Below are 14,613 nucleotides of genomic sequence, written 5' to 3'. Positions count from 1 at the left end.
TTGGTCTTGGGGTGTGTGGGGGGGGGCGAGTCGATGATGTGTTTTTGGGGGGGGGGGCCGCGGCGCGGGGGGGGGGCGGGGGGGGGGGGGGGGGGGGGGGGGGGGGGGGGGGGGGGGGGGCGCGCCCCGCCGCGACGGACGGGGACGGCGCGAGCGCGGGCCCCGGCGGGCACCGGGCCGGGGCGGGCCACGTCAACGGATACGCGTACGGGGTGATCGACCCGCGGGCTGACGTGTACGACCCGGACGCCGTACCTGAGGGGGAGGGCCCCGAGGGGACCACCCCGACGATTCCCAGGGTCGGCCTCGCACCGTAGAGCGACGCGCCGAAACGGGGTACTCGGACACCATGGAGTCATCGGGAGCCGCTCGGACGGAGGACGGCCCCAGGACGCTCTCATGAAGGAGCCCACCATGGCCGGTGCACTGGTCCGCCCCCGCGACGGACGCATGATCGGCGGAGTGTGCGCAGCGCTGGCACAGCGCTTCGGCACGTCCGCGACGACGATGCGCGTGATCTTCCTGGTCTCGTGCCTGCTGCCGGGGCCGCAGTTCTTGATCTACCTCGCCCTCTGGGTCCTGCTGCCGGGCGAGAAGCCGGCACGGGCCGCCTGGTAGCCACCGGGACCCGGTAGCCGTACGGACGCGGTAGCCGCCGGGACCCAGTAGCCGCCGGGACTCGGTAGCCGCCCGGACGTGGTAGCCGTCCGGGCCCGCGGGCCCCGCCCGTGCCGGCGGCCGGGCACGCCGAAGGGGCGCACCCTGGGAAGACCCCGGGGTGCGCCCCTCGGTGCTGCCTGGTCCGGTTCGCCGTGGAGGAAGCGGAGAAACCCGAGAAGCCGAGGAAGCAGAGAAAACCGAGAAAGCGGGGGGAGGGGAGGAAGCCGCGCGGGTTGCGGCTCCCGGGTGTCAGCCGCCGAGGCCGTTGACCGGCAGGCCGTTCTGGAGGCCGTTGACCGGCAGGCCGCCGAGCAGCGCGCCGAGCGGGTTGGCCGCCTTGACGGCCTGGAGCACCTGCGGGGCGGTCTCGTTGACGGCGCCGCCGGCGGCGCGGGTCGCGGTCAGGGTGTCGGGCGCCGCGTGCGGCAGCTCCTTGGCGACCTGGTCCACCGGCAGCTTGTTGACGGTTTCGAGCGCCTTGCCGGTGTCCGGGAGGGGGCCGACGGCGGCGGAGGCCGTGCCGGCGGCGGTGGCGGCGAAGGCGGCACCGAGTACGGCGACACCGAGGGTCTTGGCAGCGGACCTGTTCATCTGAGATTTCGTCCTTGGGGGGTGTGGAGAAACGAGCGGCTCTGAAATTTAGTCAGCACGGCTCGGCTCCCGCAAATATCCCGCGACATTCCGCATTCGTGTTCCGGAGGGCCGACGGATAGATGTGATGGACGTACTCCGCGATGAATCAGCTGGTCACAGACGTCTGCTTGAACAGCCATTCGGATTTCAGCTCGGCATACCCGGGCTTGATCACGTCATTGATCATGGCGAGTCGTTCATCGAAAGGAATGAATGCTGATTTCATCGCATTGACCGTGAACCATTGCATGTCGTCGAGGCTGTACCCAAAGGTCTCCACCAGTGCGCCGAATTCACGGCTCATGGTCGTGCCCGACATCAACCGGTTGTCGGTGTTGACGGTGGCGCGGAAGTGGAGCCTGCGCAGCAGCCCGATCGGGTGCTCCGCGTACGAGGCGGCCGCCCCCGTCTGGAGGTTGGAGCTCGGGCACAGCTCCAGCGGGATGCGCTTGTCGCGCACGTACGCGGCGAGCCGGCCGAGCTTCACGGACCCGTCCTCGGCGACGTCGATGTCGTCGATGATGCGGACTCCGTGGCCGAGGCGGTCCGCGCCGCACCACTGGAGCGCCTGCCAGATCGACGGCAGGCCGAACGCCTCGCCCGCGTGGATCGTGAAGTGGTTGTTCTCGCGCTTCAGGTACTCGAACGCGTCGAGGTGCCGGGTGGGCGGGTAACCGGCCTCCGCGCCCGCGATGTCGAAGCCGACGACGCCCGAGTCCCGGTAGGCGTTGGCCAGTTCGGCGATCTCCAGCGCGCGCGCCGCGTGCCGCATCGCCGTCAGCAGGGAGCCGACCCGGATGCGGTGGCCGTCCTCGCGGGCGCGCCGCTCGCCCTCCCTGAAGCCCTCGTCGACCGCCTCGACCACCTCTTCGAGGGTCAGCCCGCCCTCCAGGTGCTGCTCGGGGGCGTAGCGCACCTCCGCGTAGACGACGCCGTCCCGCGCGAGATCCTCCGCGCACTCCGCCGCCACCCGCACCAGCGCGTCCCGCGACTGCATGACGGCGCAGGTGTGCGCGAACGTCTCCAGATAGCGCTCCAGCGAGCCCGAGTCCGCGGCCTCGCGGAACCAGGCGCCCAGCTTGTCCGGGTCGCTCTCCGGCAGGCCCTCGTAGCCCGCGTCGCGTGCGAGGGCGGCGACCGTGCCGGGCCGCAGCCCGCCGTCGAGGTGGTCGTGCAGAAGCACTTTGGGGGCGCGGCGGATCTGGTCCGCGCTGGGGGGAGGGGTGGTCTGACCGGGCTGGCTCGTCATCGGTCCAATCTACCGCCTACGCGCGTAGAGCGGAGGGGTTCCGCGAGGGGTCGATACGTAACAGTGACCGCGCGGAAGGGTGGAGTCCATCCGTGCGTCTGACACTGTGTTCTGCCATGGGACATCAGCCAGGGCAGGGTGCGATGGAGCGCCCCCAGGAACCGACACGCGACGGGGCCGGCCCCCTGCCCCGGCTGGGGCGGCCGGCGGTCTCACCCCCCGCCGGGACGGCGACGGGCGGCGTCGTCCTGCTGCTGCCCAGCGCGGCGGAGGCCTCCACGCGGCGGCCCTCCCCGCTGGTGCGGGCCGCGCTCGCGCCCCTGGCCAGGTCACTGGGGCGGGCGGGCGCCGCGGAGGGCGTACTGGTCCATGTGGTGCGCTACCGCGTCGGCGGCTGGAACGGCCCCGACGCGGCCCTGTCCGCCGACGCCGCCTGGGCCGCGGACGAGGTGGGACGGCGGTACGGGGATGTGCCGGTGTGCCTCGCCGGATACGGCATGGGCGGCCGGGCGGCGCTGCGCGCGGCGGGCCACGAAGCCGTCAACTCCGTTCTCGCGATCGCCCCTTGGCTGCCGGACGACGACATCGCCGCCCCCGAGGAGCCGGTGCGCCAGCTGGTGGGGCGGCAGGTGCTGATCGTGCACGGCACGAACGACCGGCGCACGGACCCCGAGCTGTCCTTCCGGCTGGCGGAGCGTGCGAAGAAGGCCAACCGCGACACGTGCCGCTTCGAGGTCCACTCCGACGGCCACGCGCTGCGCCACTACCACCGCGAAGTCACCTCCCTGGCCAAGGACTTCGCGATGGGGGCGCTGCTGTCCCGGCCGTACTCCCGCCCGGTGGAGGACGCCCTGGCCGCGCCGCCGCCGCTGGGCCTGCGGATGCCGCTGGCGGCCGGGTTCGGGCGGACGCTGGACTAGACGGCGCCCGGTGCCCGGTCGCGCGCCGGGGGCGAGGGCGAAGGCGGAAGTGCCGCCGCGTCGGGGGCCGTCGCGGCGGCGATCGCCGCGTCGATCCGGTCCAGCGCCTCCGCCCTGCCGCAGGGGTGGGCGCCCTGCGCCGCCTGGCGCGCCACGATGCCGCGCTCCTCGCGCATCAGCCGCCAACCGCGCCGCAACAGGAACGGCAGCGACTTGCGCCCCTCCCGCAGGTCGCGCGCCAACCGGCGCCTGAACGTGGTCGAGGGCCGCCCGCACAGGCACAACGCGTCGGCCAGCACGCCCAGTTCGCGGCAGCGCGCCACGATCTCGGCCGCGAAGATGCCCTCCGCGACGAACACCGGCGCCGCGCCCGCGTCCAGCGCCGCCGTGCCCGTACGGGAGCTCGTCGCGATGTCGTACACGGGCACCTCGGTACGCCCCGTCCCGTGCAGCGAGAGCACCGCGGCGACCGCCGCGTCGGCGTCCCAGGAACCCGGCGCGTCCCAGTCGATGTCGTCGCTGCCGGGCACCAGCGGCAGCGTCGGGTCGTCGCCCTCCTTGTAGAAGTCGTCGAGGCGCAGCACCGGCAGGCCGGTGCGCGCGGCGAGGGACGACTTCCCGGAACCCGAGGGGCCCGAGAGCAGGAGGACCGGCGTCGGGCGGCGGTTCGGATGCGTCACGGAACACCAGTGTGCGGCATGTCCCCGCGCGGGGAACCCCCGGGGAGCGGCAGTTGTGCCGTCGAGTGCGAAGTGATCTTCACATCGCACTAAGGTACGAGCGGGCCGCGTGCCATGGCCGGCGTCGGGGGACCGGCGAGCCGGGAACGCCGCGCCGCCCGGCCTTCGGGGGGCCGGGACGGAGGATCGCGGGCGCCGAGGCACGGCGCCCCGCCACGGACGGGGGTACCGGGCGAAATGACCGTATCGGATGTGCCGGCGGGCAGCGGGGGCGTGACACCAGAGGTGCGCGGGGGCGCGGCGGAGCCGGCCGGGGATGCGACGGAGCGGGTCGGGGGCGCGGCGCCCTTCGACCGGCGCGTGTACATCGTGGCGGGTCTCGTCCTCGTCGTGCTGATGGCGCTGTCGACGCGCTACGGCTTCCAGCGCGACGAGCTGTACTTCCTCGACAGTGGCCGCCATCTCCAGGCCGGATACGTCGACCAGCCCGTACTCGCGCCGCTGCTGGCCCGCCTCTCGCTGTCGCTGTTCGGCGTCTCGATGGCGGGACTGCGCCTGTGGGCCGCCCTCGCGGCGGCTGCCACCGTGGTCGTCGGCGCCCTGACCGCCCGCGAGTTCGGCGGAGCGCGCCGCGCGCAGCTGCTCGCGGCCGTCGGGACCGGCACCATGCCCGTACTGCTGAGCAGCGGGCACGTCGCCAACACGACCTCGTACGAGATCCTCGCGTGGGCGGCGATCGCGCTCGTCGTCGCGAGGATCGGCCGCACCGGTGACACCAGGTGGTGGGTGGCCGTGGGCGTACTGGCCGGTGTCGGCGCGGAGTTCAACCACCTCGCGGGCATCTTCGCGGTCGTGCTGCTCGCGGTCGTGCTGCTCGGGCCCGCGCGCGCCCTTGCCGCGAACCGCTGGGTCCTCGCGGGCGCGGTGATCGCGGCGGTCCTCGTGCTGCCCGACCTGTGGTGGCAGGCGCACCACGGATGGGCGATGTTCGCGATGACCCACGCGTTGAACCGGGAGAACGGCGGCCCGGGGAACATCGTCACCTGGATCGTGGGGCAGTTGGGCATGTCGTGCCTCGCGATGATCGTGGTGTGGGCGGCGGGCCTGCGGTTCCTGTGGCGCTCGGGCAACGCGCTGTGGCGCTCCCTGGCGTGGGTCTACGGCGTGCTGTTCGTCGTCTTCGCCGTCACCAGCGGCGCGCAGACCTACTACCTGGCCGGGCTGTACGTGTGCCTGCTGGGCGCCGGCGCCGTCGGGATCGACGAGTGGCTGTACGCCGAACGCCCCCGGAGGTACCGCCTGCTGATCGCGACCGGGCTCACGGCGGCCCTGTCGGCGGTCATCGTGCTGCCGGTGCTGCCCCCCTCGGACGTGGGATGGACCTACGGCATCAGCGCGACGTCCGGTGAGACGATCGGCTGGCCGCAACTGGTCACCACGGTGGACGGCGCCTGGAGGGCGCTGCCCGCCCGTCAGCGCGCCGACGCGGTGATCTTCACGGCGGACTACAGCGAGGCGGGCGCCGTCAACGAACTCGGGCGCGGGTACGGGCTGCCCACGGCCGTCAGCGAACAGAACACCGACTGGTGGTGGGGCCCCGGCGATCCGGACGCCACGACCGTCCTGGCCGTCGCGCCGGGGCCCGCGCACGTGCCCGCCTTCGCGGCCTCGCTGCGGCAGCACTTCGCCCATGTCCGCACGGTGGCCACGCTCTCGAACCCCTACGGCGTCCCCAACATCGAACGGGGCGGACACGTCTACGTCTGCACGGGCCCCCGCGGGTCCTGGGGCACGATCTGGAAGGGCCTGCGCACCTACGAGTGAGCCGGCTCCGGGTGACGGGCTCCGGGGAACGCGGCCGAAGAGGTGGTGACCGGGCGCACCGGTCAATTACTGTACGTACCGACTCCACTGCACACCGGAACGGAAACCCCCTCATGGCACGTCATGCAGCCCCCACGCCCCCACGCCACGCCCTGCTGCGCGTCGGCCTGACCGTCACCGCCGCGGGCGCGGCGCTCGGGCTCGGCAGCGCGGCGGCCCAGGCCGCGGACGCGCAGGACGCGGGTGCGCAGCAGGCGGCCGGGGCTACGGCGCAGGCGCTCACCGGGGCGGTCGGCAACGTCGGGAAGGGCGCCCTGCTGCCCCTCACGAACCTCCAGCTCGACCCGCTCGCGAAGACCGGCGTGGACCCGCTGGACAACGGGGTGGGAACGCAGATCGCCGATTTCAAGCCGGTGTCGACGAAGCCGCTCACCGACCCGGTCACGCAGGGCGGCGCGCTCGGCACGCTCCCGGTGACCGGAGACGTCCTCGGGATGCTCGGCGGCTGAGCTCCCGCCGGGCGCCGTCGCCGTACGCCATCGGGCCCGGGGCCCGGTCCTGTGCGAAGGACCGGGCACCGGGCCCGTGTTCAGCGGTGCGCGCGGTGCGTGCGTGGTGCGTGATGCGCGAGGCGCGTGCGGTGCGCGTGGTGCGCGTGGTGCGTGCGAGGCACGGGGCTTCGCGGGGCGCGTGCCTCAGTAGGAGGAACCCGCCACGCCCAGCGCGCCCGTCGGGTGCCAGACCGTCTTGGTCTCCAGGAACACCGTCATGCGGCGCGTCCCCGGGTCGGCCGCCCAGTCGGCGGTCACCGTCCCCGGGCGCAGCACCCGCTTCAGGTTGTCCGCCGCCGCGATCTCCAGGTCCTTCGCGAGCGCCGCGTCCGCGCCCGTCAGGTCGATGCCGTTGACGTCCTGGTGCGCGGCCAGCGGCGCCGCGATCTCCGCCGTACGCCCCGACAGCACGTTCACCACGCCGCCCGGCACGTCCGACGTCGCCAGCACCTCCGCCAGCGACAGGGCGGGCAGCGGGCGGTCCTCGCTCGCCACCACCACGGCCGTGTTGCCGGCGGCGACGACCGGCGCCACCACCGACACGAGGCCGAGCAGCGAGGAGTCGCGCGGCGCGAGCACCGCCACCACACCGGTCGGCTCCGGCGCCGAGTGGTTGAAGTAGGGCCCGGCCACCGGGTTCGCGCCGCCGGCCACCTGGGCGATCTTGTCGGTCCAGCCCGCGTACCAGACCCAGCGGTCGATCGCCGCCTCCACGACCGCGGCCGCCTTCGCCCTCGACAGCCCCTCGGCGTCCGCGACCTCGCGCGTGAACTGGTCCGCGCGGCCCTCCAGCATCTCCGCGATCCGGTACAGCACCTGGCCGCGGTTGTACGCCGTGGCGCCCGACCAGCCGCCTGCCGCCTTGCGCGCGGCGACGACCGCGTCGCGCGCGTCCTTGCGGGAGGCGAGCGGCGCGTTGGCGAGCCACCGGCCCTTCGCATCCGTCACTTCGAACACCCGGCCGCTCTCACTACGGGGGAACTTGCCGCCCACGTACAGCTTGTAGGTCTTCAGGACCGTGAGACGGCCCTGGCCGCCACTGTCAGACATCGAGGTACGCCTCCAGGCCGTGGCGGCCGCCCTCACGGCCGTAACCCGACTCCTTGTAGCCGCCGAACGGCGATGTCGGGTCGAACTTGTTGAACGTGTTGGCCCAGACGACGCCCGCGCGCAGCCGGTCCGCGACGGCGAGCATCCGCGAACCCTTCTCCGTCCACACACCGGCGGACAGCCCGTACGGTGTGTTGTTGGCCTTGGCGACCGCCTCGCCGGGCGTGCGGAACGTCAGCACCGAGAGCACCGGGCCGAAGATCTCGTCCTGCGCGATGGTGTGCGACTGCGCCACGCCGGTGAACAGCGTCGGCGCGAACCAGTAGCCCGCCGACGGGAGTTCGCACGAGGGCGACCAGCGCTCCGCGCCCTCCGCCTCGCCGGTCCGCGTCAACTCGCGGATCTTCGCCAGCTGCTGCGCCGAGTTGATCGCGCCGATGTCGGTGTTCTTGTCCAGCGGGTTGCCCAGCCGCAGTGTGCCGAGCCGCCGCTTCAGCGCCTCGACCAGCTCGTCCGCGACCGACTCCTGCACCAGCAGCCGCGAACCGGCGCAGCACACCTGGCCCTGGTTGAAGAAGATGCCGGTGACGATGCCCTCGACGGCCTGGTCGACGGGGGCGTCGTCGAAGACGATGTTCGCGCCCTTGCCGCCGAGTTCGAGCGTCACCTTCTTCCGGGTGCCCGCGACCTGCCGGGCGATGGCCTTGCCGACCTCCGTCGAGCCGGTGAACGCGACCTTGTCCACGTCCGGGTGGGCCACCAGCGCCGCGCCCGTCGTACCGTCGCCCGTCACGATGTTGACGACGCCCCTCGGCAGCCCCGCCTGGCGGCAGACGTCCGCGAAGAACAGTGCGGACAGCGGCGTCGTCTCGGCGGGCTTGAGGACCACCGTGTTCCCGGTGGCGAGCGCCGGCGCGATCTTCCACGCCAGCATCAGCAGCGGGAAGTTCCACGGGATGACCTGCGCGGCCACGCCCACCGGGCGCGGATCGGGGCCGTAGCCCGCGTACGCCAGCTTGTCGGCCCAGCCCGCGTGGTAGAAGAAGTGCGCGGCGGCCTGCGGCACGTCGAAGTCCCGCGTCTCCTTGATGGGCTTGCCGTTGTCGAGCGTCTCCAGCACGGCCAGCTCGCGGGCGCGCTCCTGGATGATCCGGGCGATCCGGAAGAGGTACTTGGCGCGCGCCGCGCCGGGCAGCGCGGACCAGGTGCCGAAGGCGCGGCGCGCGGCGGCCACGGCCCGGTCGACGTCCGCCGCGTCCGCCTGCGCGACCTCGGAGAGCACCTCCTCGGTGGCCGGGGCGAGTGTCTTGAACACCCCGCCGCCCGTGGCCTCGGTGAACTCGCCGTCGATGAACAGCCCGTAGGAGGGTGCGATGTCGACGACCGCGCGCGACTCGGGCGCGGGGGCGTACGCGAACGGCGAACCCCCGGCGGACGGCGCGGATGCGGCGACGGGTTTCTGCGATGCCATGGGGTATCAGTCCACCGTCACGTAGTCGGGACCGGAGTAGCGCCCGGTGCGCAGTTTCTGACGCTGCATCAGCAGGTCGTTGAGGAGCGACGAGGCCCCGAAGCGGAACCAGTGGCTGTCCAGCCAGTCAGGGCCCGCCGTCTCACCCACCAGCACCAGGTACTTGATCGCGTCCTTCGTCGTGCGGATGCCGCCCGCCGGCTTCACACCGATCTGGACGCCCGTCGCCGCGCGGAAGTCGCGCACCGCCTCCAGCATCAGCAGGGTGTTGGCCGGGGTCGCGTTCGTGCCGACCTTGCCGGTCGACGTCTTGATGAAGTCCGCGCCCGCGAGCATGCCGAGCCAGGAGGCGCGGCGGATGTTGTCGTACGTGGACAGCTCGCCGGTCTCGAAGATGACCTTCAGCCGGGCCCGCCCCGCGCACTCGGCGCGGACCGCGGTGATCTCCTCGTAGACCTTCAGATAGTGCCCGGCGAGGAACGCGCCCCGGTCGATGACCATGTCGATCTCGTCGGCGCCCGCGGCGATCGCGGAGCGCACGTCGGCGAGCTTCACGTCGAGCGCCGCGCGGCCCGCGGGGAAGGCGGTGGCGACGGACGCGACCTTGACGTCCGAGTCGCCGAGCGCGGCCCTCGCGGTGGCCGCCATGTCCGGGTAGACGCAGACCGCGGCCGTCGTGGGCGCGGTCCTGTCGGACGGGTCGGGGCGCAGCGCCTTCGCGGCGAGCGAGCGGACCTTGCCCGCGGTGTCTGCGCCTTCGAGGGTGGTCAGGTCGATCATCGAGATCGCCAGGTCGATGGCGTACGCCTTGGCGGTGGTCTTGATCGACCGGGTGCCGAGCGCGGCGGCGCGCGCCTCCAGGCCTACGGGATCGACGCCGGGCAGCCCGTGCAGAAAGCGCCGCAGCGTGCTGTCCGATGCCACGGCATCGGCGAGCGGGGGTGGGGTGCTGGTGGACATGGTCACCAGGGCAGCATATCTACGCGCGTAGCGGTCTGTACAGGGTGAGAGGTGGGGTGGGGCGTGGGCCTGGCGGGTGCGGCCGGAAGGCCGCCGCGGACGGGTCGAACGGCGGCCCGGGACCGGTTGAACGGCGGTCCGGGTCGGCTGAAAGGCCGCATCGGGCGGGTTGAACGGCGGTCCGGGACGGGTCGAACGGCGGCCTTCCGGCCGGTTGAACGGCTGCTCAGGGCGAGCGGAACGATAACGGCGGGGCGAACCGATCGATAACGACCGTGGACTGTCCTCGTCCGTTCGCTCGCGCGTGCGGCAGAATCATAGGTATGGCACGTTCCGAACACCAGCAGCCCGAGGCCGCCCCGGCCGCCCCCGCCCCCCCCGCGCCCGGGCCCGGTACGCCCGCGTACTCCGACCGCGTGTACCGCTCGGGCGGCGGCATCGCGGGCGGTGTGCTCGTACTGGCGCTGGTGCTCTGGCTCGGCATCGACGCCTTGGTCAGCGGCAGCGGCCGGGCGCCCTGGCTGTCGCTCGCCGCCCTGCTGTTCGTGGTGCCGCTGCTGGTGGCCTTCACGGTGCGGCCCGCCGTCTTCGCGGGCGAGGACCGGGTCCGGATCAGGAACCCGTTCCGTACGGTCTCCGTGCCGTGGGGCGCCATGAAGCACATGAAGGCGCGCCTGAGCACGGAGCTGTTCACGCAGGACGGCAGGAAGTACCAGATGTGGGCCATCCCGGTCAGCCTGCGCCAGCGCAAGCGCGCGGACCGCAGGCTGGGCCGCCTCGAACGCTCCGCGCCGGCGTCCTCCGGCTCCCGGCAGGCGGCGCTGAGCTTCTCCGCCTCCGACACCGAGCCGAAGCTCCCCCAGGCCGACCAGGCGCTGACCGAGATGCGCGAGCTGGCGGACCGCGCGACCGCGCGCGACAGCGCGGCGGCGCAGGGCGCGCCGGTGGTGCGCTGGGCGTACGAGGTGATCGCCCCGGCACTCGCGGGCGCGATCCTGCTGATCATCCTGATCGCACTGGGCTGAGCCGGCCGGGCCGCGTAAAGCGCCCGTTTCCCCGGGCCCCACCGCGCCCGGCGTCAGAAGCCCGCCGCGCCCGATGCCCGGGCACTCGGGCACCCGCGCGCCCGCGCCCCGCGTCAGAGTCGCGCCCGGCGCCCGCGCCCGGCGCCCGCGCCCCGCGTCAAGAGCCTCGCGTCAGAGTCCCGCCGCTGCCGAGAGGTCGCGCTTGAGGGACTCCAGAAGGTCCTCGGCCGTCCTCTTCGCCCGGGGCAGCGCCGCCGCGTCCGCCACCGGGATCACCGCCTCCAGGTAGCACTTGATCTTCGGCTCGGTACCGCTGGGCCGGACGATGACACGGGCCTCGTGCGCACCGCCCAGGGTGTAGCGCAGGCCGTCCGTCGGCGGCAGGCCGCCCGAGCCCGCGGCCAGGTCCTCGGCGCCGGTGACCCTGAGGCCCCCCAGCTCCGCGGGCGGGGGGGCGCGCAGCCGGCGCATCGCGGCGTCGATCCGGGACAGGTCCTCCACCCGCGCGGACAGCTGGTCCGTGGCGTGCAGGCCGTGGGCGAGCGCCAGTTCGTCCAGGAGGTCCGTCAGCGTACGGCCCTCCGCCTTCAGTTCGGAGACCAGCTCCGCCACCAGCAGCGCCGCCGTGATGCCGTCCTTGTCGCGCACGCCGTCCGGGTCGACGCAGTAGCCGAGCGCCTCCTCGTAGCCGTACCGCAGGCCCGGCACCCGGGCGATCCACTTGAAGCCCGTCAGCGTCTCCTCGTACGGCAGCCCGGCCGCCGCGGCGATCCGGCCGAGCAGCGAGGACGACACGATCGACTCCGCGAAGGTGCCCCGGGCGCCCTTGCCCACCAGGTGCGCGGCCAGCAGCGCGCCCACCTCGTCGCCGCGCAGCATCCGCCAGCCGCCGGGCGCCGACGCGTCCGGCACGGCGACGGCGCAGCGGTCCGCGTCCGGGTCGTTGGCGATGACCACGTCGGGGCGGACGGCGCGCGCCGTCGCGAACGACAGGTCCATCGCGCCGGGCTCCTCCGGGTTGGGGAACGCGACCGTCGGGAACGCCGGGTCCGGCTCGGCCTGTTCCGGCACCGGCACCGGCGCGGGGAAGCCCGCCCGCGCGAACGCCGCGAGCACCGTGTCCGTACCCACGCCGTGCAGGGCCGTGTGCACGACGCGCGCGGTACGCGGCGACCCCGGCGTCAGAACGGCCTGCGTACGGGCCAGGTACGAGGCCAGGACGGAGTCGTCGAGCACCTCCCAGCCGGCCTCGGGGCGCGCCACGTCGGCGAGCCGGTCCACCGCCTCGATGTGCGCCGCGATCTCGCCGTCCGCGGGCGGGACGATCTGCGAACCGCCGCCCAGATACACCTTGTAGCCGTTGTCCCCGGGCGGGTTGTGGCTCGCCGTCACCTGTACGCCCGCCGCCGCGTCCATGTGCTGCACCGCGAACGCGAGCACCGGCGTAGGCAGCGGCCCCGGCAGCAGCGCGGCCCGCAGCCCCGCGCCCGTCATCACCGCCGCCGTGTCGCGCGCGAAGTCCGCCGACTTGTAGCGGGCGTCATAGCCGATCACCACCAGCCCGCCGCCCTCGCCGTGCTCCTTGAGGTACGCGGCGAGGCCCGCCGCCGCCCGGATCACGACGGCCCGGTTCATCCGCGCGGGCCCCGCGCCGAGTTCGCCGCGCAGCCCCGCCGTACCGAACTGGAGCAGCCCGGAGAACCGCGCCGCCAGGGCCTGCCGGTCTCCCGAGTCGATCAGGGCGCGCAGCTCCGCGCGGGTGTCGCCGTCCGGGTCCTCGGCGAGCCACGCCTCGGCACGGGCGGTCAGGGAGTCCTGCGTCACGTCGGGTCCTTCCCCTGCGAGAGGCGGTACGGATGGTGCGTGTGGTGGCGGTGGCGATGGCTGGTGGTCGGGATGGTGCGGGAGGGTCCGTACGGTACGGGCCCGGCGCCGCGTCAGACGCGTTCCAGCACCCTGGCCAGCAGCGCGCCCATCTGCTTCGCCGAGTCGCGCCCGGCCTGGAGCACTTCCTCATGGCTGAGCGGCTGGCCGCTCAGCCCCGCCGCGAGGTTGGTCACCAGCGAGATGCCCAGCACCTCCGCGCCCGCCTCGCGCGCGGCGATGGCCTCGAGGACCGTCGACATGCCCACCAGATCGCCGCCGAGTACGCGCACCATGGCGATCTCGGCTGGCGTCTCGTAGTGCGGGCCGGGGAACATCGCGTACACGCCCTCTTCGAGCGCCGGGTCGATCTCCTTGCACAGCGCGCGCAGGCGCGGCGAGTACAGGTCCGTCAGGTCCACGAAGCGCGGCCCGACGATGGGGGAGACGCCCGTCAGGTTGATGTGATCGCTGATCAGGACCGGCTGGCCGGGGCGCATGCCCTCGCGCAGCCCGCCGCAGCCGTTCGTCAGGACGACCGTCTTGCAGCCGGCGGCGACCGCCGTGCGGACCCCGTGCGCCACGGTGGCCACGCCGTGGCCCTCGTAGTGGTGCGTACGGCCGAGGAAGACCAGCGCGCGCTTGCCCGAGCCGTCGATACGGTACGAGCGGACCGAGCCGCCCTGCCCCTCGACGGCGGGCGGCGGGAAGCCCGGCAGGTCGGCCATGGGGAACTCGGCGGCGGGGGTGCCGAGCGCGTCGACGGCGGGTGCCCAGCCCGAGCCCATCACGAGGACGACGTCGTGGCTCTCGGCACCGGACAGCTCGCGCAGCCGCGCGGCGGCCCGGTCCGCTGCGGCATAGGGGTCGGCGGGTCCGGCGGCGGGCCCCGTGGGGCCGTCTGCGGCAGCCGGAGTAACAGATGCGTTCACGTCGGTGAGCCTAGCCGTTCAGGCCCTACGCGCGTAGATGAAGGGTGCACGGTCTTGTGATTGTTGCCTTGTCGTTTCCGACGAATGTCCGGCAGCCGCCGGTCGGACGGGAGCGCGAGGGGAGCCCGCTGCCTGCCCGTCGCGGTGCCCGGCGTCTGCGTGTCGCGGTGCCCGGCGTCTGCGCGCCGTGCCGTGGCCGGGCCCTGTACGCCTCGCGCCCACGACCCGCCGACGGCCCCGTACGCCTCGCGCCCAGGACTCTCGAAGGACCCGGGACCGGCCCCGGAGAGCGCCGTACGCCCGCCTCAGCAGGGGCGCTTGCGCAGTTCCATCACATAGTCGTGCGGCGCGCCCGCCGACTCCGCGGCGTCCGCGATCTCGCCCAGGTAGCGGGCGGACGGCAGGCCGCCCTCGTAGCCGTTGAGCACGTAGACCCACGACGGCTCGGCGCCCTCCAGCGTGTCGACCCGGACCCGCATGCGCCGGTAGATGTCGAGCCCGACACCCTCCCAGCGGTCCATCGAGTCCTCGTCCATCAGGGCGATGTCGTACAGCGCGACGAAGACCTGCTCGCGGGGCGCCTCGACGATCGTCGCGAGCGCGCCCTCCCAGCCCATCTGCTCGCCGCCGAAGGTGAGCCGCCACCCGTTGAGCCACCCCGTGCCGCGCAGCGGGGAGTGCGGGGCGCGGCGCGACATCAGCCGCGCATCGAGGTTGCCGGCGTACGCGGCGTAGAGCGACATGGGGTCGAGGGTACGGGAGGGTCGCCAGAGGTGGGGGTCCGCGGGCGGAATC

At 73.6% G+C, this 14,613-nt stretch carries 14 protein-coding genes; 5 read left to right on the top strand and 9 right to left on the bottom strand.

The annotated features are described in order from the left end of the window. Positions 1 to 414: 414 nt before the first annotated feature. A complete protein-coding gene (locus LCE31_RS20185) occupies positions 415 to 618 on the top strand; it encodes a PspC domain-containing protein (protein WP_225016097.1) in 204 nt (67 codons plus the stop codon). Between the two features lie 291 nt (positions 619 to 909). On the opposite strand, the gene LCE31_RS20180 is transcribed toward LCE31_RS20185, so the two are convergent. Then, on the bottom strand, positions 910 to 1,251 hold the full coding sequence (locus tag LCE31_RS20180) for an ATP-binding protein (RefSeq protein ID WP_225016095.1): 342 nt from the start codon (positions 1,249 to 1,251) through the stop codon (positions 910 to 912). Positions 1,252 to 1,399: 148 nt separating this feature from the next. After that, a complete protein-coding gene (locus LCE31_RS20175) occupies positions 1,400 to 2,542 on the bottom strand; it encodes an adenosine deaminase (RefSeq protein WP_225016093.1) in 1,143 nt (380 codons plus the stop codon). Between the two features lie 143 nt (positions 2,543 to 2,685). On the opposite strand from LCE31_RS20175, the gene LCE31_RS20170 reads away from it, so the two are divergent. Continuing rightward, positions 2,686 to 3,462 (top strand): alpha/beta hydrolase, encoded by a 777-nt coding sequence (locus tag LCE31_RS20170; RefSeq protein ID WP_225016101.1) that lies wholly within the window; start codon positions 2,686 to 2,688, stop codon positions 3,460 to 3,462. On the opposite strand, the gene LCE31_RS20165 is transcribed toward LCE31_RS20170, so the two are convergent. After that, entirely contained in the window at positions 3,459 to 4,142 is a 684-nt protein-coding gene (locus LCE31_RS20165) for an ATP-binding protein (RefSeq protein ID WP_225016091.1), read from the bottom strand. The genes LCE31_RS20170 and LCE31_RS20165 overlap by 4 nt on opposite strands. 237 nt (positions 4,143 to 4,379) lie before the next feature. Between LCE31_RS20165 and LCE31_RS20160 the strand changes: the two genes are divergently transcribed. After that, positions 4,380 to 5,966 (top strand): ArnT family glycosyltransferase, encoded by a 1,587-nt coding sequence (locus LCE31_RS20160; protein ID WP_225016089.1) that lies wholly within the window; start codon positions 4,380 to 4,382, stop codon positions 5,964 to 5,966. Between the two features lie 113 nt (positions 5,967 to 6,079). Next, positions 6,080 to 6,475, top strand: coding sequence for a hypothetical protein (locus LCE31_RS20155; RefSeq protein WP_225016087.1), 396 nt, complete (start codon positions 6,080 to 6,082; stop codon positions 6,473 to 6,475). A gap of 186 nt (positions 6,476 to 6,661) precedes the next feature. Here the strand turns inward: LCE31_RS20155 and LCE31_RS20150 are convergent, their stop codons facing one another. The 3 genes from LCE31_RS20150 to deoC are packed head-to-tail and all read right to left on the bottom strand — an operon-like array spanning position 6,662 to position 9,998. Further along, positions 6,662 to 7,567, bottom strand: coding sequence for an aldehyde dehydrogenase family protein (locus LCE31_RS20150; RefSeq protein ID WP_225016085.1), 906 nt, complete (start codon positions 7,565 to 7,567; stop codon positions 6,662 to 6,664). Beyond that, entirely contained in the window at positions 7,560 to 9,038 is a 1,479-nt protein-coding gene (locus tag LCE31_RS20145) for an aldehyde dehydrogenase family protein (protein ID WP_225016083.1), read from the bottom strand. Before LCE31_RS20145 ends, LCE31_RS20150 begins: the two co-directional genes overlap by 8 nt. A 6-nt stretch (positions 9,039 to 9,044) precedes the next feature. Next, positions 9,045 to 9,998, bottom strand: coding sequence for a deoxyribose-phosphate aldolase (gene deoC, locus LCE31_RS20140; protein WP_225016099.1), 954 nt, complete (start codon positions 9,996 to 9,998; stop codon positions 9,045 to 9,047). A gap of 323 nt (positions 9,999 to 10,321) precedes the next feature. Here deoC and LCE31_RS20135 point away from each other — a divergent pair, with 323 nt between their 5' ends. Beyond that, complete coding sequence (locus LCE31_RS20135; protein WP_225016081.1) at positions 10,322 to 11,023, top strand: PH domain-containing protein; 702 nt, start codon at positions 10,322 to 10,324, stop codon at positions 11,021 to 11,023. Between the two features lie 171 nt (positions 11,024 to 11,194). On the opposite strand, the gene LCE31_RS20130 is transcribed toward LCE31_RS20135, so the two are convergent. The 3 genes from LCE31_RS20130 to LCE31_RS20120 form a co-directional block, all read right to left on the bottom strand. Continuing rightward, the gene (locus LCE31_RS20130; RefSeq protein WP_225016078.1) at positions 11,195 to 12,847 is read right to left on the bottom strand and encodes a phospho-sugar mutase; all 1,653 of its coding nucleotides are present in this window, start codon (positions 12,845 to 12,847) and stop codon (positions 11,195 to 11,197) included. Between the two features lie 113 nt (positions 12,848 to 12,960). Beyond that, the gene (locus LCE31_RS20125; protein WP_225016076.1) at positions 12,961 to 13,818 is read right to left on the bottom strand and encodes a purine-nucleoside phosphorylase; all 858 of its coding nucleotides are present in this window, start codon (positions 13,816 to 13,818) and stop codon (positions 12,961 to 12,963) included. A gap of 305 nt (positions 13,819 to 14,123) precedes the next feature. Then, the gene (locus LCE31_RS20120; protein WP_225016075.1) at positions 14,124 to 14,561 is read right to left on the bottom strand and encodes a gamma-glutamylcyclotransferase; all 438 of its coding nucleotides are present in this window, start codon (positions 14,559 to 14,561) and stop codon (positions 14,124 to 14,126) included. Positions 14,562 to 14,613: the final 52 nt, after the last annotated feature.

It is taken from the genome of Streptomyces sp. 8L, assembly GCF_020176795.1.
Lineage (GTDB): Bacteria > Actinomycetota > Actinomycetes > Streptomycetales > Streptomycetaceae > Streptomyces.
Note: the sequence above shows the minus strand (reverse complement) of the source record. Positions and strands in the feature narration are given on the sequence as shown.